Source organism: Ekhidna sp., assembly GCF_965221965.1.
Taxonomy (GTDB): Bacteria; Bacteroidota; Bacteroidia; order Cytophagales; family Cyclobacteriaceae; genus Ekhidna.
This window is the reverse complement of sequence record NZ_OZ244926.1, coordinates 3,158,681-3,179,015: the sequence shown is the minus strand read 5'-3', so window position 1 is coordinate 3,179,015 and position 20,335 is coordinate 3,158,681. Positions and strand designations below refer to the sequence as shown.

General features: G+C 40.0%; 21 protein-coding genes and 1 tRNA gene. 6 read left to right on the top strand and 16 right to left on the bottom strand.

The genetic code is table 11. The annotated features are described in order from the left end of the window. Nucleotides 1–60 precede the first annotated feature (60 nt). Entirely contained in the window at nucleotides 61–849 is a 789-nt protein-coding gene (locus ACOQON_RS14950) for an amidohydrolase (protein WP_420576224.1), read from the top strand. A gap of 161 nt (nucleotides 850–1,010) precedes the next feature. Continuing rightward, nucleotides 1,011–1,160, top strand: coding sequence for a hypothetical protein (locus ACOQON_RS14945; protein ID WP_420576223.1), 150 nt, complete (start codon nucleotides 1,011–1,013; stop codon nucleotides 1,158–1,160). Nucleotides 1,161–1,422: 262 nt separating this feature from the next. Here ACOQON_RS14945 and ACOQON_RS14940 read toward each other — a convergent pair whose 3' ends face one another. Then, complete coding sequence (locus ACOQON_RS14940) at nucleotides 1,423–1,827, bottom strand: hypothetical protein (RefSeq protein ID WP_420576222.1); 405 nt, start codon at nucleotides 1,825–1,827, stop codon at nucleotides 1,423–1,425. A gap of 188 nt (nucleotides 1,828–2,015) precedes the next feature. Between ACOQON_RS14940 and ACOQON_RS14935 the strand changes: the two genes are divergently transcribed. Next, nucleotides 2,016–2,585 carry a hypothetical protein gene (locus ACOQON_RS14935; RefSeq protein ID WP_420576221.1) on the top strand — a complete coding sequence of 190 codons (570 nt, stop codon included), beginning with the start codon at nucleotides 2,016–2,018 and terminating at the stop codon, nucleotides 2,583–2,585. Nucleotides 2,586–2,674: 89 nt separating this feature from the next. Here ACOQON_RS14935 and ACOQON_RS14930 read toward each other — a convergent pair whose 3' ends face one another. From ACOQON_RS14930 to ACOQON_RS14910, 5 genes are all read right to left on the bottom strand, one after another. Continuing rightward, nucleotides 2,675–3,190, bottom strand: coding sequence for an REP-associated tyrosine transposase (locus tag ACOQON_RS14930; RefSeq protein WP_420576220.1), 516 nt, complete (start codon nucleotides 3,188–3,190; stop codon nucleotides 2,675–2,677). Between the two features lie 106 nt (nucleotides 3,191–3,296). Then, nucleotides 3,297–5,696, bottom strand: a complete 2,400-nt coding sequence (locus ACOQON_RS14925; protein WP_420576219.1) for a leucine-rich repeat domain-containing protein — start codon at nucleotides 5,694–5,696, stop codon at nucleotides 3,297–3,299. After that, entirely contained in the window at nucleotides 5,689–6,522 is an 834-nt protein-coding gene (locus ACOQON_RS14920; protein ID WP_420576218.1) for a hypothetical protein, read from the bottom strand. Before ACOQON_RS14920 ends, ACOQON_RS14925 begins: the two co-directional genes overlap by 8 nt. Continuing rightward, entirely contained in the window at nucleotides 6,519–7,091 is a 573-nt protein-coding gene (locus ACOQON_RS14915; RefSeq protein WP_420578695.1) for a hypothetical protein, read from the bottom strand. The genes ACOQON_RS14920 and ACOQON_RS14915 overlap by 4 nt, the downstream gene beginning before the upstream one ends. 7 nt (nucleotides 7,092–7,098) lie before the next feature. Beyond that, nucleotides 7,099–7,593: a nucleoid-structuring protein H-NS gene (locus ACOQON_RS14910; RefSeq protein ID WP_420576217.1), complete on the bottom strand. Its 495-nt coding sequence runs from the start codon at nucleotides 7,591–7,593 to the stop codon at nucleotides 7,099–7,101. A gap of 199 nt (nucleotides 7,594–7,792) precedes the next feature. Here ACOQON_RS14910 and ACOQON_RS14905 point away from each other — a divergent pair, with 199 nt between their 5' ends. Beyond that, a complete protein-coding gene (locus ACOQON_RS14905) occupies nucleotides 7,793–8,338 on the top strand; it encodes a hypothetical protein (RefSeq protein WP_420576216.1) in 546 nt (181 codons plus the stop codon). Between the two features lie 252 nt (nucleotides 8,339–8,590). Here the strand turns inward: ACOQON_RS14905 and ACOQON_RS14900 are convergent, their stop codons facing one another. The 4 genes from ACOQON_RS14900 to ACOQON_RS14885 all read right to left on the bottom strand — a co-directional run bounded on the left by ACOQON_RS14900 (nucleotide 8,591) and on the right by ACOQON_RS14885 (nucleotide 11,476). Continuing rightward, complete coding sequence (locus ACOQON_RS14900; RefSeq protein WP_420576215.1) at nucleotides 8,591–8,743, bottom strand: hypothetical protein; 153 nt, start codon at nucleotides 8,741–8,743, stop codon at nucleotides 8,591–8,593. 947 nt (nucleotides 8,744–9,690) lie between these two features. Beyond that, nucleotides 9,691–9,775 (bottom strand) — tRNA-Ser (locus tag ACOQON_RS14895). A gap of 59 nt (nucleotides 9,776–9,834) precedes the next feature. Beyond that, entirely contained in the window at nucleotides 9,835–10,908 is a 1,074-nt protein-coding gene (locus tag ACOQON_RS14890) for an acyltransferase family protein (RefSeq protein WP_420576214.1), read from the bottom strand. Nucleotide 10,909: 1 nt separating this feature from the next. Beyond that, the gene (locus ACOQON_RS14885; RefSeq protein WP_420576213.1) at nucleotides 10,910–11,476 is read right to left on the bottom strand and encodes an ankyrin repeat domain-containing protein; all 567 of its coding nucleotides are present in this window, start codon (nucleotides 11,474–11,476) and stop codon (nucleotides 10,910–10,912) included. 196 nt (nucleotides 11,477–11,672) lie between these two features. Here ACOQON_RS14885 and ACOQON_RS14880 point away from each other — a divergent pair, with 196 nt between their 5' ends. Continuing rightward, the gene (locus ACOQON_RS14880) at nucleotides 11,673–13,718 is read left to right on the top strand and encodes a helix-turn-helix domain-containing protein (RefSeq protein ID WP_420576212.1); all 2,046 of its coding nucleotides are present in this window, start codon (nucleotides 11,673–11,675) and stop codon (nucleotides 13,716–13,718) included. Nucleotides 13,719–13,721: 3 nt separating this feature from the next. On the opposite strand, the gene ACOQON_RS14875 is transcribed toward ACOQON_RS14880, so the two are convergent. Genes ACOQON_RS14875 through ACOQON_RS14860 form a run of 4 tightly spaced genes read right to left on the bottom strand, consistent with a single transcriptional unit; the run spans nucleotide 13,722 to nucleotide 16,189 of the window. After that, nucleotides 13,722–14,132 (bottom strand): acyl-CoA thioesterase, encoded by a 411-nt coding sequence (locus ACOQON_RS14875; RefSeq protein WP_420576211.1) that lies wholly within the window; start codon nucleotides 14,130–14,132, stop codon nucleotides 13,722–13,724. Further along, complete coding sequence (gene mltG / locus ACOQON_RS14870; protein ID WP_420576210.1) at nucleotides 14,132–15,166, bottom strand: endolytic transglycosylase MltG; 1,035 nt, start codon at nucleotides 15,164–15,166, stop codon at nucleotides 14,132–14,134. Before mltG ends, ACOQON_RS14875 begins: the two co-directional genes overlap by 1 nt. 28 nt (nucleotides 15,167–15,194) lie before the next feature. Further along, complete coding sequence (locus ACOQON_RS14865) at nucleotides 15,195–15,710, bottom strand: 4'-phosphopantetheinyl transferase family protein (protein WP_420576209.1); 516 nt, start codon at nucleotides 15,708–15,710, stop codon at nucleotides 15,195–15,197. Nucleotides 15,711–15,715: 5 nt separating this feature from the next. After that, the gene (locus ACOQON_RS14860) at nucleotides 15,716–16,189 is read right to left on the bottom strand and encodes a hypothetical protein (protein ID WP_420576208.1); all 474 of its coding nucleotides are present in this window, start codon (nucleotides 16,187–16,189) and stop codon (nucleotides 15,716–15,718) included. A 182-nt stretch (nucleotides 16,190–16,371) separates the two neighbouring features. On the opposite strand from ACOQON_RS14860, the gene ACOQON_RS14855 reads away from it, so the two are divergent. After that, a complete protein-coding gene (locus ACOQON_RS14855) occupies nucleotides 16,372–17,940 on the top strand; it encodes a capsule assembly Wzi family protein (RefSeq protein WP_420576207.1) in 1,569 nt (522 codons plus the stop codon). Between the two features lie 2 nt (nucleotides 17,941–17,942). Here the strand turns inward: ACOQON_RS14855 and ACOQON_RS14850 are convergent, their stop codons facing one another. Together ACOQON_RS14850 and ACOQON_RS14845 are read right to left on the bottom strand one after the other, a co-directional pair. Then, nucleotides 17,943–18,572, bottom strand: a complete 630-nt coding sequence (locus ACOQON_RS14850; RefSeq protein ID WP_420576206.1) for an FkbM family methyltransferase — start codon at nucleotides 18,570–18,572, stop codon at nucleotides 17,943–17,945. A 59-nt stretch (nucleotides 18,573–18,631) separates the two neighbouring features. Further along, nucleotides 18,632–20,248, bottom strand: coding sequence for a cyclic peptide export ABC transporter (locus ACOQON_RS14845; RefSeq protein ID WP_420576205.1), 1,617 nt, complete (start codon nucleotides 20,246–20,248; stop codon nucleotides 18,632–18,634). Between the last annotated feature and the right edge of the window lie 87 nt (nucleotides 20,249–20,335).

The following is a 20,335-nucleotide window of genomic DNA, read 5'->3' as shown; positions in this document are numbered from 1 at the left end:
ACTTCGTTCGAAATGACAAAAAAGAACTTTTGAGTTTTTTTTACCAATCCATCAAAAACCATGAAAGACCTGACAATCTCATTGATACAAGCCGACCTTCACTGGGAGCAGATAGACGCCAACCTGGCGATGTTCGAGGAAATGATCTGGTCCATCGATGGATCAGACCTGATTGTATTACCGGAAATGTTTACCACGGGCTTTTCCATGAACGCTGATAAACTTTCTGAACCTCCCGGAGGCAGAACCTTCAAGTGGATGCGACAGATGGCCACTCAACGGAAAGTGGCGATTACTGGCAGTGTGATTACAAAAGATCAGGGAAAATTCTATAATCGGCTCTACTTCGTGTATCCGGACGGTTCTTCCAAGCAGTACGACAAAAAGCATTTGTTCAACCTCGCTGCTGAGGGTGAAACCTACACGCCGGGCTCAGAACGAATCATTCTGGAGTATCAGGGGTGGAGAATTCATCCGATGATTTGCTATGATTTACGGTTTCCGGTGTGGGCACGCTCGAAGAAAACTAAAGAGCAAACCTATGAATACGACTTGTTGCTCTATGTTGCCAACTGGCCCGATACACGTGTGAATGCATGGGATACGTTGCTCAAAGCCCGAGCGATTGAGAATCTGGCATACTGTGCGGGAGTGAACCGAGTAGGGACTGATGGGTTTCCTAAAGATTACAATGGTCATTCAGGCATCTATTCTCCAAAAGGAGAAGAACTAGCCTTCTCTGATAATAAAGAAGTAATCCTGACCGCTACACTCTCGGCTGAAGAACTACAGACCTATCGAAGAGATTTCCCTTTCCAGGAAGATGCGGATGGGTTTGAGTTGAAATAGAAGATCAAATCATACCTGTAAGGTTTTCAAAACCTTACAGGTCTTCTCTGAGTAAAAGTTTATCGGGTTATCTTACTGAGGAATGTTTGTTGGTGACAACACCAACAAAGGCCTAAAGATTTTTATTTTTTAGCAGCTATAGTGTATCGATTTAGAATTTCATGAGCAAAAAGAAGGGCAATGTTTACTTACTCGGAAAGGTGTTAATTGCATTCTTATTGTTTGCTCTCTTTGTTTTTGCATCTTCCTGGCTCGGAGGTTTTTTAGTTCTCTTGATTTTGATTGTTGGCTCATTGCTGTTGGCAGAGTAACCCCTTAATATTGGAATTTTTGAATCCGTTTGAGGAATTGTGCACGTTAGCATCGAAAGAAAACTGGTGTTTGAATCTACGTTGTACTACTTGTGGATATTTGCATTTGCTGAATTGGGTTGCAGGAAAGACTTGGCAAATTGATAGCATGATAAAGACCAGTTTCTTTACTCTTTTGGGATGCTAAGTCATGCTAATATTCCAGGGGGAATCGTAAAACCTTCTTTAATTGATAAATTGATAGATAAAAGACATGACTGCCTTAATCCTCTAATTTGTTCTTTAGATAGCACGACTGTAGGATAGTTTCTTTTAGATCAGACTCTTCAAATGCAGGATCTTCTAAATCGTCATAACCAATTTCGTTTTTCACATAACTATCATTGATGCATTTGCAGTACTCCAAGGTGTTTAAGGTGTTTTCATGTTCTGTAATAAGCCTCATGCAATTTAAAACGAATGCATCGCCAAACTTCGCCATAGCTTTAACACCTTTATCAGAGAACCTCATCTTGGGGAGAAATTTTGGGACGCATCGTTGTGCAACAATAAATCCCAGATCAGATGCATCTGTATATCCATCTGTGTAATATCCATAAGCACAATCATAAAACTCAGGAGGTAAATAAGTTACATTTGAACTGCCTTCAAAGAATGATTTTAGCATGTTACTTAATTCAACTTTACTGTAAGATTGAGAATGCAAAAAGCCTGAAGAAACAATTAGTAATAAGGAGATTAAGAAATATTTCCTTGACATTTTTCATATCAATTTTTGAATAAAAGAAAGTAGGAAGTATTGACGAAAGTTAATTCATTTATATTTAAGATTGACAAAACGAAGCTTATTGGTTTATGAAGCTACTAAATAAAAAGAAAGACCTGATTGTACTTTTAACCTCTATGGTAGCTTTGATCTTGCTTGGAATTGTATGTTACCTACTCTATGTCAATAGGTCTACCGACGTTCAGATTATTGATACTTCAAAGGGGGTATTCAAAGTAAGGGGAGATGGAAAAACTTCTGTATTTACCGGGGACTCTTGGAAAGAGCTTTATTCGGTTCGTAGGGATACTACTTATGACACTTATAATGTTGAAGCACAGGGCCTCTATTTTAATGACACTTTTACAGCATGGATTTACAATGGGGGGACTTTAGATATCCTTGAGTTAGGTGTCGAGATAGAACTTTATTCGAAAGATGATACAATCAAGAGGGTTTATGTGGTGGATAAAATATTGAAGAGATTGTCAAATGGTCAAATTAACATTGAGGGACTCAAAAAGAAAGAGCCAGAGGAAGAGTGGTCTTTTGAATTAAAATACCTCGTTGTTGAACGACCAACTTTTGAAGAGTTGAACGAGAGCATTTTAGATAAGTCCCTTAAAGAGAGGTTTAGACTGCATGAGTGGTTGAAATAAATTCTTTTACCATTTTATCATTCTGATTCCTGCCTCTGTTGGTGTTGTCACCAACAGACCCACACTAGCGGCTAAGTGAAACTTAAAGGCTATCCATCATGATGACTTAAGAAATCAAAGTATGAGTCACCATCAAAATAGAATCTAGCTGAAGAATAATGGTATTCGGTAGGTTCATTGCATAGCTCGGCCTTCACCGGATTGTTATGAATGTAATCCAGCTTTTGTTGGAAGACTTCAGGGCTATACACCGGTACATTAAGTGGGCTTCTCTGCCAAATCTGATATTTTCTGTCGGCGAGATTCACTTCTAATTCAGCCAGAAGTTCCGGATTGGTTTCCTGTAGAAGGAACTTGATTTTCTGAGCTGTAAATTTCAGGAAATCTCGTTGAACATCTTTGAGAATATGTCCGTCTCGTATCTGCCATATCAGATGAATATGATTGCTCATGATGACAAACCCATAGATAAAGGCTCTTTGCTGATGATGAAGGAAGGAGAGGCTGTCGACAATGATCTGCTTGGCATCATCTGACTTTAATACATGTTTCCAGTTGTTAACAGTTGCGGTGAAGTATTGTGCGTGATCCTGGGTTATTTCCATTTGTTGAAGATAATTAGGATGGGTTCATCTAGCTATCCTCTAATGCATGTTTGTTGGTGACAACACCAACAAAGGCCCTGGAAGATGCGGATGGATTTGAGCTTAACTAATAGAAAGTCACCTCGCAATCACCAAAGGCCACTTTGAAATCTTCGATTTCATTGTCCGAAAGGCGGGTGTTGTAGCAAATCAATTTTTCCAGCTTGGTGAGCCCGTAAATCCGTGAAAGCTTCCATACCCGGGTGTTGCTCACATTCAGGTATTTCAGGTTACTCAGCTCATCGATCCCTTTGAAGTTTTTGATACTGGTACCGGAGCAATCGAGCCGCTCTATATTTGTGAGATGCTCGATCGGACGTATATCTTCAACCGCTGTATTGGCAATGTTCAATGTCTTCAGGTTTCTCAGACTGCCAATTCCTTCCAGTGTTTGTAATGGACCATTCGCACACGTAATAGCTGTCAATTTCCCTAGTTGATTCAATGGAGAAAGACTAGTGATCCGGGTTTGATTTAAACTAACCTCTCTGAGATTAATGAATTCCAATAAAGGATCAAGTGACCGGATGGGAACATTGGAAATGACCAGCGCCTGTATCTCGATCAATTGGTGAAGGTGGAAATTGCTCGTTTGCTTTAGGTTGAATGCTTCTTTCCATTCCGCAGAGAGGCCGTTCCACCACTCATTTAATGCTGCCGACTGAAAGATCACTACTAGGTTCGGATTGCCATCAACCAGCTCGCTGACAGCATTTTTGGAAACCTTCGTGCCATCTATATCCAGCAGTTGAAGATTGGTGAGTTTTTTTAAGGGATCTACAACCAGGACGCCCGTATGCTTTAGCGAAAGCTGCTCCAGGCTGGTAAGTTTTTCAAAAACGTCAACCTTAGAAATCGGGAGACTATCTCCTTTAAAGGATTTCAAGCGGTCGAAGGATTTCAGAAAGGTTAGATCGCTGAAATAATTTTTACTGACATCCAGATGGGTCACTCCGTTGAATACCTCCAGGGGTGCAGGATTGATGAACTGCGCTCCGGAAATATCCAGTGAATCTAAATTGACCAGCCGGATAAGGTCCTCCTTCCCATTCGGTTCAAAATCCACATTGCTCAGGATTTCCTCTTTCCATTGCGGAGAAAGTGACAACCACCATTTTTCGATTTTCTCACTGTTGCTTATAACCAGCACTTTAGGTCTTTTCGACATGAAAGCTGAAGCCTGTTTGGATGTGATGGTCGTGTAGTCGGCAGATACTTTCTTTAATGCCGGAGCTTCCAAAAGCGGATTAAGGTCATTGATGGAAGTATAATCGATATTCAGATACTCGAGGGAGGGGTGACTTCCCAGTGGAGACAGGGTGGAAACGGAAGTCTTCGAAATATTTAGGTTTTTGAGGTTGATAAGTTTTGCCAGCAGGGAGACATCTGCCACTTCTGTATTTGAAAGGCTTAATCCCCTCAACTGCGTAAGTGGTTCAAGAAAATTCATCTTCACTATTCCTGTGCCCGATAAATCGAGCTCATCCAGATTTGCAAGTGTCCGGAGTGGCTCGAAGGAGGTGGGTCGTGTTCCTGAGAGATCGAGTGTACGTAGCATTTTCAATCGCGACAACTCGTTTAAATCCCGTACAGGAGTGCCGGCTATGTTCAGTGATTTCAGACCTTCAAAATATTGAACGATGGAGAGATCACGTATCAGGGTATTATTCGCTGAAAGGTGCTGCAGATCGTTGGCGTATCGCAGCGGCTTCAGGTCAGAAATCTGCGTGTTATCAACGCTTATATATTGAAGGTCTTTTAATGCTGAAACGGGCTCAATGGTGACGATGAATGCATTATCAGACAAGTCGAGGCTGTCAATGTCTGCCATTTTTTGCAGTACCTGAAAGGTCAGTGAATCGAAAGGAACTCTTTCTTTGAATATCCGCCTCCATTCAAAAGAAAGGGATGTCCACCATTGCCGAAGTTCTTTCTCACGGCTCATTTTGTTGGTGTATACGCTGGCAATGCGAAGGTCGGCGGCATCCCGGTCTACATTTACTTCAATAAACCGTTGGTTGGTTTGTGTATAGGATTCACCTTCAATCGTTTCGCCATCTATGGTGTTTTCAAAAGTCACCAGGTAATATTCAGACGCATCGCTTTTCGTCTGTTTGGTAATGGAGGTTTCTTTGAAATCAAAGGTGATGTCATTGAAGAAAAAATCAACATCCCGGAGGTAAGCACTTACATTTTTATTGGTGATGACTTTGCGATCTGGGATCAGGTCATCCTCGATTTGCACGTTCTCATTCTCAAAAATCTTTTTAAAACTTTCTGTAATGATTACCTCTTTGTCGCGTGTTGGCGTCTTCTCTGCACCGACCGTATTCAGCATGTATTCATAAAAATCCACGAGGCTTTGGACCTCTTCTATTTTGGGGTCGGGCTCTTCATCTTGAGCATGGGTGTAAGTGAATATTACCAGGAAGAGAGGAGCCAAAAGCAAACGTGTCGCCCTAGTCAAGATCGTAGATATAGTTTTTGATGGCATTTCGATGCTGGTCATTTTGTATAGGTACTACATTATCAATGAGCCAGCCGGAATTGTACCCCATCCGGTTAAAATTGGCTAAAGAAAAGTACCAATCATCAATGGTAAAGAAATGAAATTTTACTTCACGAACGGTCTTAAAAGTCAGAATTCCCTGATTTAGTTCGTGCAGGAATAGCGTGAGCTGATCGGGTCTAAAATCCCTCGCTGTGAATTGTTCGCTGTGCGATTCGTTTTTGAGAGCTTTCCTTAAGGTCATAAAATCCAGCTCATGACTCATGGGGTGGAGAAATCGCTTGGTAGCCGACGTATCTTTTTTAAAATAAGATTGATAATGATCAAAGGAGACATGATCAATCACCCACTCATAGCCCTGGCCCTGTTGCTGCAGTTTCATGTAGAGCAAGCCTGAAATTTCTCTTCCTCCTTTTAGAAATACAGTTTGAACTTCAGCAAACCAATCTTTCGCATGAAAATCCAGGTATTTTGGCGACTGCTTATCAGCCACATCTTTGACGAATTGCTTTGCTTCTTGTGCAATACGCTCGTTGTTCAGATCGAAAAGATTGGGGAGGTAGTTTTTTCTCAGTGAAATTGATCGGAACTCTTTGTCAGAAGGATTGAACCGGTTTCCATCTTTATCCTCTTCCCCGTTAAACCTTCGAAAGAATTGATTGATTTGCTTGGTCGAAGCATTAAACTGTTCCTCATGTTCTTTCATTTCATCTGTGAGCCCGTTTTGACCCACAGATGAATGAATGATTAATATAAAAAGGATGAATCCGGACCAGTATCTCATGCAGTCGTTTCGGTTACACGGATATCTCCAAGTAGCACGTCCCAGAACTCAATGATTCGTCCGGCGATTTGTGTTTCTTTTTTCTTCACATAAATCGTGATGTCTTTCTTGGTTGTGTCTTTGTATGACAGACCATCCTCTGATCGGCCTTCAAACCGTTGGTAGATGGTGATCACACCCACGTATGTTCCATCCGGTTGTTTTTCCAGGTCACTTACATAATGGATATCATACCATTTGATGGTCACCTTGTCGTAATTCAGTGCGGATAGTCGCTCAAAGTATTCGCGAACTTTATAGTAGCTGATTTCTTCTTTTGAGAGAGAGGAAACCCCCATTTCACTGCCGGGAGCAAATAACTCTTCTGCTCGGTCCATCACACGCTTTGCCTCGGAAAATTGCGTGTCTTTATTCCCGATAATGCTAATGTATTTACTTAAATCCTTGACCTTTTCCAGTGCCAGGGAGTCGATCGCCTGCTTCCGCTCCGGGTCTACATTTGTCTGTGCTGAGGCCAGCGTTGCAACACCCATAAAGAGTGTTAGCGTCATATATTTTATCAATTTCATCATTTGCTTATTTTACTTTTTTTAGAACTATTTCCTTGATTCTGCCATTGGAATCCATCACCATTTCGTCAACACGTGTACTGTTGTTATTCGTGTCCTTGAGATAGTTAAGGTACTTTTCAATGGTAGTAGGCTCATCATAACTTGGGGTGCCGTTGGCCTCATAGAAAACAATAAGAACCGGAACATCTGGATTGGAAAAAAGGGTGAGGGCTTCCCGGATGCTGTTATTAGCACTTGTAGTTGACGAAGCGTTAGCTATTGCGCTGAAATAGCTATTGACTCTTGACTCAGTGCTTTCCGGAGATTTCTTGGAGGCACCATTCGTTTTTGCAGGCTCAGGATCGCTTTCCTCTTGCCCGATTGGCTTGCCCCGCTCTACTTGTTCCTGTACATCTGTTGGATCGCTCAGGTCGGTCATTTTCTTTTGGTTTTTGCATGAAGAAAATGCGACTGCAAGGACGACCATCAGTGTCAGGTATCGATTTGAATTACTGATCATTTTATTTCTGTTTGTTGTGTTTAATGCGAATTCTTAATATCAAATAATGTTCCACTCTGTGTTTAAACGAACTGCTGGCAGAATTAATTTATGATTATCTATCATTTTAAGAAATTGGATGTCAAAATGAGAATTTGAATACTTCTCTTTTAATCCAGTCATCTTCAGAACACTTTTCGCTTATTTGAGTTTTGTAGATGTGAAAACCTTTTTATTATCCTTTGGACTATTCGTTGCAATATTTTCATCAGCAGGTCAGAATCTAGCTGAAATACGATCGGCATTTCATTTAGTTGTCCTCAACCCTGATGACTCAAAGGATTTTCATCAATTGGTGAATAACGTAAAAAATCCATCTTATACAATTGAAGCATATCAGGCAGTTTCAGAGGCCTTGCTCGCTCAGGTTGTATGGAATCCTATTTCTAAGCTAAATCAGGTAGTGAAGTATAATAAAATGATGGAAAAGATTGTCGATGAAGATCCAACGAACATAGAAATCAGGTTTTTACGTCTTGCCATCGAATACAACCTGCCGTCATTTCTCGGGATGAGTACCCATCTGGAAGAGGATGCCGCTCAGATTGTGAGTAACCTTTCCAATGTTTCTGAGATGCAGGTTAATCCCATGCTTGGAAAATATATTTTGAGTTTTCTTGAGCAAACAGACTTGTGCACTCCTTATCAACTGGCTCAAATGAAGCGAAGTTTTGGGCAAGGGGTAGTTACTGCTGGGGCGGAATAATTTGACTTTGATTATTTACTACGATCCTCTTAAATAAGATATTAACAGCGATTACAATTTAAATGAGTATGTAAAGTGAGAGGTTGTCTTACTTTTATGGAGTATTGCCCTTACAATACCGAGCATCAACTAAATTTATCACTTAATGAAAATGCCACAAAAGGTTTCAATTAATAATGGTGGATTTTCAAATTGAATATGGGAAGTATCTAATCATATGACGAAAGAAACGCCGCATTTCCATCAAGCTTACTATAGTGCAAGAAAAGCATATGCTCTATTCTCGGGATTGTCTTTACTGTATTCTTTGGTTGGCCTAAGAATTGGGACTAAGCCATTTAGTTCAATTGACATTGAATTGTTAGCTCCATCTGCTATCCCGGTGATTCTGATCTTACTGGTCATATATTATGGTTTTCGATACATAATAGAATGGAGGCAAACCAATTATGACAGAAGAGAATTTACAATTTCAAAATTAGATTTTGCTTTAAGTCATACTTTAGCTCTGTTGACAATTGCTGTATTTATTTATCAACAACTATCTGATAGCCTGGTTTTCGATTCTGATTCAGCAATAAAAACATTTATTTTTTCAATAATAAAGATTACCATTATTGAAATAGTCTTCATGAGTGTAGTCATTACTGATTCATATTTTAAGTTTCTAAAAAAAATTAGTCAAGACATACTCATTCTGTTTATCTCCATCATCCTCTATGCTTCGAGTATAGCATGTTATTACATATATGGTGAAAGTTTTGACCTTCAACTCGCTTCATATATAGGTTTGGAAGTATTCCTCAATCTTATTGTAATCTTTTTTTTCAAATCTTTTATTCGAGTATATCATAGATCGTAGAGGTTTAAGGACCCATACCCAAAGCCCGATGCTATGCATCGGGCTTTCGCTTGCAGAGGCGGAGGGATTACTCATACGCTCGTCCGTGCCGCACGACCCTCGTGAATTCCGCTTTGCTCCATTTCGATCTCATATCATCAGCACTATAAAATGAAAAAGGTCTAATAAATTTTGAGTTAGATAGGGATTACTGGCGTGATCCCTTGAGGGGGTGTGTCAAGCGAAAGCCTTCTCGTTGCACTCTAAGTTCCTTTTTTTATTTGCTCTGCTCATTCGAACACGTTCGATCCGCCCACAAACAAAAAACCCTGACTAATGTCAGGGCTTTCGCTTGCAGAGGCGGAGGGATTACTCATACGCTATACCATGCCGCACGGCCCCTCGTGAATTCCACTTCGTTCCATTTCGAACCCCCTCGGGAGTTCTCATATCTTCAGCAGCATAAAATGAAAAAGGCCAGCACTTTATCAGTACTGACCTTTTCATTTTGCAGAGGCGGAGGGATTCGAACCCCCGGTACCTCTCGGTACAACGGTTTTCAAGACCGCCGCATTCGACCACTCTGCCACGCCTCTGGGTCTATGCTTTTATTCGCTCTTTGCGAAAAATCGGATCGCAAAAGTAGCATTTTCCATCAAACTGTCAAACTGATGCGTCGGCCTTTTGAAGAATTCTTAAGTCCGAACAATGGACGCAGCAAAAACACCCTTCGAATAAGAACATGGTAGGTGATAAGCGAGCCACCAAAAGTGAAAATCACCAATCCAATAAACTTCAACATAGGTGCCAGTTCCATGGGAAAAAGCAACAAACTTCCCAGATGTATGAAGATCCAGTGAAGGATATAAACAGGGTAAGCAACTTCGCTCAGGTAACTCAAATATGAATTGGAAAAATTGAGATACTTGAATCCTAATCCCAGGAGGGCATAAATCCATATCAATGTCTCAATTGACATCAGGAACACAGGACTTTCCATATCGAAGTAGAGAAGCCGTACGAAGTATAGGACAAATCCTAAAAATAGGAAGCTCCATTTCCATTTGTTAACCGTGTGCCAGAAAACATCTCCAGTATATACAAATAAATAGCCAAGAAAGAAGGCGAGGAAGCCAAGCACATACCCATGGAAGGTTAGTGCATACATAGTGTAGTGTTCCGGGTCAATTAGTAAAGATTGTCCAATGAATGGGATGGTCCACAGCAGCAATTTCACAGGGTGATCTACTAGTTTAGCTAACTTGATTCTTAATGTATCTTGCTTCTTTTTCATGTAAAATAGAAGAGGGACAAGTAGAATCACATAGCTAAAAATATTCCCTAGAAACCACAGGTGAGCCGGGTGAAATTGAGGTTTGAGATCCTGATGATAATATACCTGCCAGAGAAAGACCTGAAGCGGGACAATCAATATGGTTCCGATAATGAAAGGGAGAAGGATTCGCTGTGTACGTTCAGTTAGTAGCTTTTTCCAATTTCGCTTTCGCATAGAAAAGTAAACACCCATGCCTGACACAAAAAACAACAGCGGAATACGCCATATACTTAAAAGAGACATGGGCACCCATAAGGACTCAATAGATTCAGGACTTTGGATGAACCCAATGAATACTCCCCAGGGCTGAAAAGGGATTGCCACATGATAAATGAGGAGAAATCCTATGGCAATCACTCTCAACCAATCGATATCATACCTTCTGGTTTGCATTTCAGTTTTGATTGGTTTTAGTCTTCAGAATTGTAGCTATCTCTTTTCTAGCTTCCTGAAGCTTATCGTAATTCAGAGAAAAGCCCATTGGGCCCAAGTCTTTGCTCAACTGATCGTAGATTGGTTTCATTTGCTCAAACGGGCCAGAGACAATCTCAAGGGCCGTGGAGCCATAACTGTTTTTTGCATTGATATCTACTCCCTTTTCGATTAGTGCTTTAGCTACTTCCGTTCTTCCGAAAAATGCCGCAGAGTGAAGGGGGGTAGAGCCGTCAGCTGAAGTCAATGTCAGATCCACATTAGCTTCAATCAATGCCAGAGCTACATCTGTTTTATTGAATGTAATGGCAATGTGAAGTGGAGTTGATCCGTAGGCATCTTTTTCGTTTAAATTCGATTTGCTGGAGATATGTTTTTTAACCTCCTTAAGGTTGCCGAAAAAAGCTGCTTCCTGAATGGTCGTTCTTGGTTTTTCCACTTTAGTAGACTTTGAAGATTCTGTTTGTGAATTGCATGACCAGCTCATACCTAGTATGAAAAGGATCATAAATGTTGATAAAGTTTTCATCGTGATTTTGTTTTTGAAATGATGTTACAAAGCTCTGAAGGGGGCTGCAGGGACATATATCAGGAATGTTTCAATACCTATCACTTTTAAGTCACCCATAATAATTATGCGTCAAGTATGGTAATATTGATTCATCTTGGGTTTTAAATGTAGTTTTGAAGGCACTTCAAAAAAGAAGATTAGGCTGAGCTAAAACATGTCCTCAAAAGATGAAATCATAGAAAAACTGACCCGGATTGTTGAAAAACATTTGGCTGATGAAAACTTTGGGGTGACAGAGCTGGCTGAGGAGATGACTATTAGCAAGTCAACTCTGCTTCGGACAATTAAGAAACACACTTCACTATCTGTTAATCAATTCATCAAAGACATACGACTGGAACATGCGAAGGTCAAACTGAGTGAGACACAAAGCACCGTTGCGGAAATTGCGTTTGAAACTGGTTTTGGCAGTCCTTCCTATTTCATCAAGTGCTTCAAAGAAAAGTATGGATATTCACCAGGCGAGCAAAGAAGTGGATCGATTGCAGTGGAAGATGGAAATGGGATAACTCAGAGTACGTCAAAGTGGAATTGGGTGATAGTGGGAATTGGTATTGCTTTGTTAACACTCATGGCTATTTTCTTTTTTCTTGAAAAGAATAGTCAAACAGTGGAATTCAATGATAAATCCATTGCGGTGCTTCCATTTAAAAATGAGAGCAGCGATTCTTCCAATTTGTATTTTGTCAATGGCATGATGGAGTCCATCCTGAATCACCTCCAAAAAATTGAAGACCTCAAGGTGATTAGTCGAACCTCAGTAGAAAAGTACAGGAATCTTCAAATGACCGCACCTGAGATCGCACAGGAGCTTGGCGTCAGCTACATTGTAGAAGGGAGTGGCCAAAAGCTGAATAATGAAATCTTGCTGACCGTGCAGTTAATCTCAGCGAAGGAGGATAGACACCTTTGGTCAGAACAATATAAAAGGGACATTTCTAATGTGTTTGCTATTCAGGCTAGTGTTTCTCAAAGAATAGCTGAAAGCATAGAAGCGATTATCAGCCCCGAGGAACTGGATCGGATCGAGGCAATTCCTACGGAAAACATGGACGCTTATGATGTTTACCTAAAGGGAATGGAATTCATGAATGACGAGACTGAGGCAGGGCTCGATTCAGCTCTAAAGTATTATTCGCAAGCCATCCAACTAGATGAAGACTTTGCCAATCCCTATGCCTATTCTGCAATTTGCTATTACTACAAGGACTTCATGAAGTCCGAAAAGGTGAATCTGGACAAATTAGAGACATATGCTGACAAAGCACTTTTGCTAAATGCTGAGTTGCCGGAGGCGCTAATAGCGAAAGGATTGTACTATATGCAGGTTTCAAGGTATGAGGAGGCGAAGGAGTATTTCAAAAAAGTGTTGAAGTTCAATCCGAATTCAGCCTGGACGCATAATTTTCTTTCTGAAATATATAATCTTTATCTGCTGGACACAGAAAAATATTTAATCCATTCATTGTCGGCACTGCAGCTGGATCTAAGCAATACAGATTCCTCCGATATGAGCTATACGCATCTAATTCTGGCTAATGCCTTTAGTCAATCCGGAATGATGGATAAAGCAAAGGAGCACATTGAAATATCGCTTGATTATAATCCTGATAATGTGTTCTCTAACTATTTAGTCATCTATATTGATTTGGCAAGAGGGCTAGATTTGGAAACTGCACGATCACGCATGCTAAATGTATGGAATAAGGACACAACCCGGTTGGATGTTTTAAAGGAGCTTGCAAAGCTCTTCTATGTGCAAAAGAATTATGAAGCATCTACTCGATATTACAGTCGTTTTCTTAGTGAGAAATCCAAGTATGGGTATAATATATTTCCAGCAGAGGATATTACTATGGCATTTGTTTTTAGGGAATCTGGTAAGTCCGAACAGGCGGATTCTTTACGAAATACTTTTGAAAAATTTACACAGTCAGATGAAAGTATCTATCAGCCTCTTCACTACACTTTCTTACATCTCTATGACAGTAACACAGAAAAGGCATTGTCTTCATTAAAAACGTTTTCAGAAACGGAAGACTATATGTACTGGATTCTATTGATGTTTGATGATGATCCGCTTTTTGAATCTGTAAATGATAACCCGGAGTTTAAATCAACATGGGAAGCAATGAGTGCCAAATTTGAGGCCAGAAAAAGGGAAAAAATCAAAAGGCTAAAGGAGATGGGATTATGGTAATTCCTATTTCTCAAAAAAAGGAGAAATTGATTCTTTCATTCGTTCCGGCATTTTTACCGGCCTTCCGGTCTCCATATTCATAAATGCCAGGATGGTTTCTCCGGTATTGATCAGCTTGCCTTCTTCGTTTTTTATTTCATAAAGAAATTTCATACGAGCCCGGGGCATCTCAGGAATAATCACTTTGACTGTCAACAGGTCATCGTATTTGGCGGGCCCGTGGTATTTGATGCTCATGGTCAGTACCGGCATGCCTACACCACCTCTTTCCATCTCTTTATATGGAAACCCTAGTGCCCGAAACCCTTCTACCCGTGCGATTTCGTAATACTTTGGATAGTTACCATAATAGGCAAAGCCCATCTTATCTGTGTCGGCGTATCGTACTCTTATTTGGGTTTCGTGCGTGTACATTATCGGTAGATTCGTTCCTGGTTCAGTGCCCGTTGAAATTTACGTGCATTCACATTGTGCTCAGTCAAAGTTTTCGCAAACACATGATAGCCCGAAAAGTCAGCTTTGGCACAGAAATATAGGTAATTATGGTCTTCGAAATTCAAAACCGCATTTAAGGCAGGGATGCTCGGCAAGTTGATAGGACCTGGGGGAAGCCCTCTGTTTTTGTATGTATTATAGGGCGAATCAAATTCTTTGTCCTTGTTCAAAATTCGACGGATACTGAAGTCACCTATGGCGAACACCAGTGTTGGGTCTGCCTGCAGTGGAATGCCACGTTTTAGTCTGTTGATGTAAACACCGGCAATGGTAGCTGCTTCGTCCATCTTGTTTGTTTCACCCTGAACGATGGAAGCAAGTGTGGCTACCTCCGCTTTTGTCATGCCAAGATCTCCGGCCTTTTTTTCACGCTCCTCCGTCCAGAAACGATTGTACTCGGCTTTCATACGATCCAGCAGGCCCTTTGGAGTAGTGGTCCAGTATACCTCATAGGTATTCGGGATAAACATGCTGATGAAGGTTTCTTTTGTGAACCCATAGTGTGCAGGAGTTGTATCTGCCAAAAGCAAGGGTGCTAAATCAGCAGAATCTATTTCCAGGCTTTGCGTAAGTATTTTAGGAAGTTGCTTTAGCAAGCGGGCATTCGAAAATGTCAGCTGGATTGGGGTTTGAGAGCCGGACCTAAGTAAGTTAATCAACTCGATGTTGGTCATGTCACCTTTGATTAGGTACATACCATTCTTTACGTTGGTATCCAGATCCTTAAGCTTTGCTAAAAAGCTGAACGATACCAGATCATTGACGATTCGTTCTTCAGCAAGCTTATTTTGAAGCTGCTTGAAGGTAGTACCTTTCGGAATAGCAAAATACTGATCCTCCTTCTCAATCAGCACATTTGGCGTGTACAAGATCTGATAAGTATAAAAGGCGAATGAAGACAGCATCATGGTGAAAACCACGAGGAAAATGGCGATGAAATACTTTTTACGCATGCGTACAAAAATAATATTGGAATATTGACTAAAGCAGACTTTTAGGGAATGCTACAGCACCATAACGGCCGTGATGGGAAATGGATATTTCTTTTTTTTCAGGTTCAATGATTGGGAGATTCAGGTCGTCAGACCCGATGTGATAATCCAGCCCTTTCTCACGAAAAAACTCAATGACCATGAAGCGGATACCTTCACTCCAGTCTTCATGTGATTTATCAAACGTTTCATATGCGATTTTTTCCAAATCACCGCACACGGCCAGGATGTATTCGTCTGTAATTTCGATTTTACCTTTTATACCTTCCGATTCGAATGATATTGTGCCATTGTCTTGTGATACGATAACAGGAATTTTGGTTGGCGCGAAATTAAGTGGCTCGCGCTTGCATTTGAATATCGCCTCCTTTGCCGACCAAAGAATCCAGAAAATGTGTGGATGCTCAATGGTGACATCTGCTGTGTTTTTGATTAAGTCGAGGGTTCGACTGTTTCGTTCTTTAAACGAAGGGTCTTTGATATCAACTATGTCTATGCCGAGCATTGGTTTTATTTTTTTGAGTCGAAAACCCATTCTTCGATTTTGTAGGATGCTTCATATGTCCTGCCAATTTTGTTTTCGTAAATTGACTCATTGACAAAGTCCACAACCTCTCCTTCAAGAATAAGGTCATACATTATCTCCCACTTTTGGTCTATTTGATCATCGTAGGGTTCCACACCATTGAATAGCTCTATTCTAATTACTTCTGCACCATTTGAAACAAAGGGGTCAAGATTAACTTTCTCATCCACATCGTATCCACTAAGTATGGTCTTGCTCTCATAGATTAAGGAATCATCCACAAATACTTTTGCCTTGTTGTTGATTCTACTAAATAGCACGCTTGATCCGGTTATATCTGTCTCTGCCACTTTTGAGGTTTCCAAGCCCAGAATGTCTTTGTTATTATTGTCATTGCCGGTGGAATTGCCGCAGGCAACCACGAGGAATGCTAAAGAAAGGAAAGTGAGGTATTTCATTTGGCTTGTGATAATCTTTCTTGCTCAATTCATTTCGTAAAGTTAGAAAGCTTGAAAGTTTCAAAGCTAACATGTTGGCTTTTTATCTTTATTAGTTGTGTTCTTTACAGGTAAACCTGTATTTAATAGTACTTTTGGCCCTTTTAATGATCTGATTTAGAAGTTAATAATGCTTGGTTTTGATGACAATAAGAAGAAATAAAGGTATAATCTCTCTATGTGTATTTTTTGTTATGTCCGGGTTTGGGAGTAGTGCTCAAGTACTTGACCCAAATGATATGTTGCTTGATTACTATAAAATCTTAGAATTAAAAAATCCACAAATCCAGGAAAGAATTAACATACATCCCTCGATTGTCCATAGCTATGAAAATGACAGTTTAGAGTGGAATCCATGGCAAGACTATTTGATTAGCTCTAAAAATGGAGAAGCTTTTCAGATGTTGCCATTACGTACAAAGGCCTCATTTAATTCCGGATACTCAAGGAGTTACAACGATGGAGCAGTCTGGCAGGGGAGAGGGCTGACAATGCAGGCCCAAGCGGGATTCACGGGTCGTAATGGTCACTTGAGATATACTTTCATGCCTATTGTTTATTGGAGTCAGAACAAAAGTTTTCAGCTGGCAGAAAACCTTAATAGTGATGTTAATCCTTTTAATTACCAATTCCAGGTAAGAGGCTTTGCTGACTATGTACAACGTTACGGGAATGATAGTTTTGTGGGTTTTCATCCAGGGCAGTCGGAGGTTCGGGTTGTTTTTAATTGGTTTACAATTGGTATTGCTACACAAAATGTTGTTTTTGGCCCGGCGCAAAGAAATCCTATTCTATTGGGTAATTCGGGAGGTATGATGCCTCATATAGATTTGGGAACTGATAGGCCGGTTAAGACGCTGATTGGTAAAATCGAAGCAAAAATGTATTGGGGTAGAATGACAGAATCGAGTTACAATAACCCAGTTTCTGACAATCCCAATCAGTATTTTGCTGCCCTATCTGTTGGTTACAGTCCTAAATGGATTAAGGGGCTGTATTTTGGAGCTAATAGAATATTTTACAAGCGATGGCAAGATTTTAGCGCCTCAGACTATTTGGTTGCAATTGCCAGATTCAACCCTCCTGAGGATAGGGTTTTTGGAAATGATGATTTGGATCAAACAGGCTCTTTTACCATGCGTTGGTCGTATCCGGAAGTGGGATTTGAGGCCTATATGGAATTTGCAAAAAGTGACTTTGGAGGGAATGTGCTAAGACTTGAACCAGAGCATGGGAGAGGTATTACTTTGGGATTCATCAAACTCCTTGAATTGAAAGGGGCAGATGTAAAATTGAACTACGAGCACACTACCCTGGGCCAGCCTAAAAACTCAATCAACCGGTTTTATTATCGTTATTACACTCATGGAGTTGTAAAAAATGGGTACACCCATAGAGGCCAGTTGCTAGGAGCAGGTATTGGACCAGGGTCGAACAGCGACTGGTTTGATGCAAAGATTTACTTTGACAAGAGCATGTTAGGGGCTACAATGCAACGCATTCGGTTTGATGACGATTTTTTTTATGAGAATTTTTCAAGGAAGGAATTAAGAGACTATGAATGGTCTTGGGGATTGCAATATGAGAAGCTATCAGATGCCGGAAGATTAGGATTTGAAGTTAATTATGCAAGTCGGCAAAACCGTTATTTTATTGAGGGAAATAGTAAAAGCAACATCTATTTTGGGTTCTCTTTTGTTCGCCCCTTGTAGGATCAAATGTCAAGGCAATTATTTCCTGCTCGATAAAAAATGGTTGAGGCGTACCGTCGAAATCCACTCGGTTTGAGTCCCGTAAAGGTGAGTTTTCTAAATCCTTTTTCTTCATAAAAAGAAAACACTTCTCTGTAACGATCCCTTTGACTATCATCAAGGATTAATACACCGTTTGTGCTAAGTTGATTAAAGGCATTTTTAGCACATTCTACTCGTTTTCGTCCATCTATGAGGATAATATCATATTTGTCTTTCATGGTATTGATAGCTTTTTCATATCCATTGTCTAACTCTACCAACTGAATACTCACATTGTCTTTTCCAGCCAAGCTATTTTGAATGTCACTAAACCATGTTTTGTCATGCTCTACGGATTTGACAGATTTTAATCGTTCTGAAAAATAGAGTGTTGAAAATCCTAATCCATACTCGAAAAGTGACAGATTCTTATTGAGCTTTTCTTCAAAAAAATCCAGTATGGCATAGTTCATCCAAGGGAGTGGGTTGCCCTTCTTATCGAAAGGTCGATCTGTTTTAATAGACTTTAGAAAACCGTAATGTAAAAAATAGGAATCCGGATCAAAAGTTAGGCGATAATAGAGTTGGAAAAGTCTGTATAGTTTCTGCATGGATGATTGGATATTTAGTACTAAAAGTAAAGCATATGACTCAATGAGGATAATGCATTTTACCCGTGAGATAAAAGTTTTCCATCTCTCAGTCTCAAAAGCGTGTCAGCCAGATGAAAATATCTGTCATCATGTGTAATAACGATCAGCGTTTTGCCTTTTTCCTTTAGAAAAGGAATGATTTTACTGTAGAAAATTTCTTTGAAATAAGGGTCCTGGTTTGCCGCCCACTCATCAAACAAGTAAACTTCTTTATCTTCTAAAATTGAACTAATAAGAGATAACCTTTTTTTCTGCCCATCTGATAGACTTTTGGTTGAAAACCCCTTGTCCTTAATTTTAACCTTTTTGGTTAGCTCTAGCATATCGATAAGTTCCTGTCCCTTTTCATCAAGGAGTGTATGATCGATATGATCCAATTCTTTAAAGACGTAGGAGTCAGTAAAGACCGCAGAAAACCTACTTCTGTAGAATGAAAGGTTCTTATTGGTTACTTCAACACCTCTGTATTCAATTTTCCCGGCTTTATTCTTATATAGCCCAAGCATAATTTTTGCCAATGTGGTTTTTCCACTGCCATTTCCCCCGACGATAAAAATTGACTCACCTTTTTTGATTTCCAGATCAATGGGGCCAAGCTTGAAGTGTTCATCTTCGTCAGCATGATAATAGGTATGCTCAACCTTCTTAAGCTCCACAAGAGGATAAGAGGAACTCCAGGAGTCACTCTTGATTTCTTCATCATATTGAAAAGATGGTTCAAGAGTAATTCCAACTTGTTCAATATGTTTAAATGATACCTCGATATTTTTTAGATTTCTCAAAAAAGCAGTTGCGGAAGAAAGTGGGGCCAACGTAAACAACACAAGTGTGAGGTACTTTCCGAAAAATTCTAAAGTAACAAACTCTGTTTGGTAAATAATAACAATTAGTGCACCCATTCCCATAAGCAATACCAAGTCGGTGGATCGGTTAAAAATGGCAGCTACGATACTCTCCTTTAAATAGAAGCGCATTTGTTTTTTGCTTGTAGGCTCGATATGATCTTCAACGAATGACTTAGAGAAATTTTTATTCAGAGCTAACTCTTTAATACCAAAAATAAGTCCCTCAAAGTGATCAAATAAATAATTTAGGTTACTTCTCGCACCATAAGCAAACTTGCTAATGAGTGGTAGGGCTACTTTGCTAATAATGACAATTGAGGAAAATATAATGATGGTTGAAATGGAAAGAATTGGGGAATACCAAACCATGTAGCCAAGTATTCCAATTACAGTAGCAAGCCCGGTGGTAACAGCCGGTAATGTTCGAATTTGTGTTGCGACCTTGTCGATATCACCAGTTAGAATAGGCACTAGCCTCGATTGATTCCGTTCAATTTCCTCATATGGAGCCTGAATGATTTTATTTGACATCTCAATTCTCAGGCGATGTATAATCTTTTCCATAAGTTTTGAAACAGCGTAAGAGGCAAGGATGGAAAACCCTCCATATAAAACCCAGTATATGCCAAATTCCAAAAGAAAAGATTGTAAATCAAATGGATCAGCTTCCACCGCCTGATGAATGCTTCGTATGACCATTGTAGAGGTGAACCCAGAGAACACACTGGAACATGCTGCCAAAATAAAAAGTGGGAGCGATGATTTAATCAGTATTCTTATTACAACCATAATAGAACCGCGAAGCTAGTTAATTTGCGATTAAATGCTCAGTCTTGATCCCAAGGAGAAATAGTTTAAATGTGTAAATAATAGAGA

Coding starts and splice junctions, on each gene's coding strand:
- ACOQON_RS14875 (WP_420576211.1), bottom strand. CDS start 14,132: ATGTACACGCACGAAACCCAAATAAGAGTACGATACGCCGACACAGAT.
- ACOQON_RS14865 (WP_420576209.1), bottom strand. CDS start 15,710: ATGCTCGGCATAGACATAGTTGATATCAAAGACCCTTCGTTTAAAGAA.
- ACOQON_RS14860 (WP_420576208.1), bottom strand. CDS start 16,189: ATGAAATACCTCACTTTCCTTTCTTTAGCATTCCTCGTGGTTGCCTGC.
- ACOQON_RS14915 (WP_420578695.1), bottom strand. CDS start 7,091: ATGAAATTGATAAAATATATGACGCTAACACTCTTTATGGGTGTTGCA.
- ACOQON_RS14940 (WP_420576222.1), bottom strand. CDS start 1,827: ATGCTAAAATCATTCTTTGAAGGCAGTTCAAATGTAACTTATTTACCT.
- ACOQON_RS14885 (WP_420576213.1), bottom strand. CDS start 11,476: ATGAAAACTTTATCAACATTTATGATCCTTTTCATACTAGGTATGAGC.
- mltG (WP_420576210.1), bottom strand. CDS start 15,166: ATGCGTAAAAAGTATTTCATCGCCATTTTCCTCGTGGTTTTCACCATG.
- ACOQON_RS14845 (WP_420576205.1), bottom strand. CDS start 20,248: ATGGTTGTAATAAGAATACTGATTAAATCATCGCTCCCACTTTTTATT.
- ACOQON_RS14945 (WP_420576223.1), top strand. CDS start 1,011: ATGAGCAAAAAGAAGGGCAATGTTTACTTACTCGGAAAGGTGTTAATT.
- ACOQON_RS14935 (WP_420576221.1), top strand. CDS start 2,016: ATGAAGCTACTAAATAAAAAGAAAGACCTGATTGTACTTTTAACCTCT.
- ACOQON_RS14900 (WP_420576215.1), bottom strand. CDS start 8,743: ATGACCAGTAAGATCAGAATCACCGGGATAGCAGATGGAGCTAACAAT.
- ACOQON_RS14930 (WP_420576220.1), bottom strand. CDS start 3,190: ATGGAAATAACCCAGGATCACGCACAATACTTCACCGCAACTGTTAAC.
- ACOQON_RS14855 (WP_420576207.1), top strand. CDS start 16,372: ATGACAATAAGAAGAAATAAAGGTATAATCTCTCTATGTGTATTTTTT.
- ACOQON_RS14950 (WP_420576224.1), top strand. CDS start 61: ATGAAAGACCTGACAATCTCATTGATACAAGCCGACCTTCACTGGGAG.
- ACOQON_RS14890 (WP_420576214.1), bottom strand. CDS start 10,908: ATGCAAACCAGAAGGTATGATATCGATTGGTTGAGAGTGATTGCCATA.
- ACOQON_RS14910 (WP_420576217.1), bottom strand. CDS start 7,593: ATGATCAGTAATTCAAATCGATACCTGACACTGATGGTCGTCCTTGCA.
- ACOQON_RS14920 (WP_420576218.1), bottom strand. CDS start 6,522: ATGAGATACTGGTCCGGATTCATCCTTTTTATATTAATCATTCATTCA.
- ACOQON_RS14880 (WP_420576212.1), top strand. CDS start 11,673: ATGTCCTCAAAAGATGAAATCATAGAAAAACTGACCCGGATTGTTGAA.
- ACOQON_RS14850 (WP_420576206.1), bottom strand. CDS start 18,572: ATGCAGAAACTATACAGACTTTTCCAACTCTATTATCGCCTAACTTTT.